General features: G+C 71.3%; 2 protein-coding genes. Both read left to right on the top strand.

The window, feature by feature from the left end:
* The first annotated feature begins 217 nt into the window (after positions 1-217).
* Entirely contained in the window at positions 218-748 is a 531-nt protein-coding gene (gene moaB / locus I6U14_RS00370) for a molybdenum cofactor biosynthesis protein B (RefSeq protein ID WP_296895944.1), read from the top strand.
* Positions 749-750: 2 nt separating this feature from the next.
* The coding region (locus I6U14_RS00365; protein WP_296895943.1) for a molybdopterin molybdotransferase MoeA at positions 751-1,517 on the top strand (767 nt) is incomplete at its 3' end.

The raw sequence follows: 1,517 nt of genomic DNA, 5'->3' as shown, positions 1-1,517 counted from the left end.
GCCACTGATCACCCGCGACTCGGCATTCGCGCTTTTCGGTATCGAAACGCTCTGGTGAACGGCAAAACGGCCCCTGTGCGAGCAGCCTCTGGCCGCGATACTCGTGGCAGGCGCATGAGCGCAACGTCGCGGCAAGGATGCCGCCCCACCGCTTGAGCTTTGCCGTGCGGCCGCCCACATCCCGCCAACGACAGCGACAACCCAGCCGATCATTCGTATGAGCCGTACCCCAGACGACGCCCCCTTCATGCCGTTGCCCATCGCGGTGGTCACGGTCTCAGACAGCCGCACCGAGGCCGACGATACCTCGGGAGACTACCTGCGCGCCCAAGCCGAAGCCGCGGGTCATCAGGTCGTGGAGAAGGTGATCTGCCGCGACGACCGCTACCAGCTGCGCGCTCTCTTCTCGCGCTGGATCGCCGATGCTGACGTGCGCGTCGTTGTCAGCACGGGCGGCACTGGCATCACTGGGCGCGACAGCACGCCAGAAGCCGTACTGCCCCTGTTCGACAAGAACATCGACGGTTTCGGCGAACTGTTCCGGCACATCTCGTACGAGGAGATCGGCGCGTCGACGGTACAGTCGCGGGCCTTCGCCGGCATTGCCAACGGCACGCTCGTCTTCTGCCTACCCGGGTCCACCGGCGCCTGCCGAACGGCCTGGGAGGGCATTCTCCGGAGCCAGCTCGACAGCCGCACCAAGCCCTGCAACTTCGCGCAGCTCATCGCGCGCTTCACAGAGGGCTGAGCATGGCGGGCCTGCACAACGGCTGCGGCGGCAATGGCCAGACTCCACTCTCCGTGGAGGCAGCCTTGGAGCGCCTGCTCGGCCAGGCAGCGCCCATCGCGGAACAGGCATCGGTCGGGCTCGCCGAGGCCCAGGGGCGCGTGCTCGCCGCAGCCGTCACCAGTCCCGTCGACCAGCCCGCTTGGGACAACAGTGCCATGGACGGCTATGCGCTGCGCGCGGCCGACGCCGCAGACGGCACACTGCCGGTCTCCCAGCGCATTCCGGCCGGGACTCGCGCCGAGCCGCTGAAGCCCGGCACTGCCGCGCGCATCTTCACCGGGGCACCGGTGCCGGAGGGCGCGGACACCGTGGTGGTGCAAGAAGCCTGCGAGGCCTTGGATGAGGGCAGCGTCAGGCTGCCGGCGACCGTGCAGGCGGGGGGCAACATCCGCTACCGCGGCGAGCAGCTGCGCGCCGGCGATGAGGTGCTGCCGGCGGGCGTGCGCCTGGGCCCGCAGCCCCTGGCCGTCGCAGCCTCCGTGGGTGCCGCTGCGCTCAGCGTGCGCCGCCGGCTGCGGGTGGCCATCTTCGCCAGTGGCGACGAGCTGGTGGAGCCGGGGGCACCCCTGCAGCCGGGACAGCTCTACAACTCCAACCGCCCCCTCTTCCGCGCCCTGCTCCCCGGTCCCGGCTGCCCGCCCCCCCCCCCCGCTCACGCGCCGCCACCCCGCCCGCCACACCCCCCCGCCCCCCCCCCCCCCCCCCCCCGCCCCCACTGTCTCCCCCC

It is taken from the genome of Thiohalocapsa sp. (assembly GCF_019695415.1).
Lineage (GTDB): Bacteria > Pseudomonadota > Gammaproteobacteria > Chromatiales > Chromatiaceae > Thiohalocapsa.
The sequence above is the reverse complement of the archived record's forward strand: the minus strand, read 5'-3'. Positions and strand labels throughout refer to the sequence as shown.

Excerpts from the sequence above, each read along its gene's own strand:
- moaB (WP_296895944.1), top strand. The coding sequence starts at position 218 with ATGAGCCGTACCCCAGACGACGCCCCCTTCATGCCGTTGCCCATCGCG.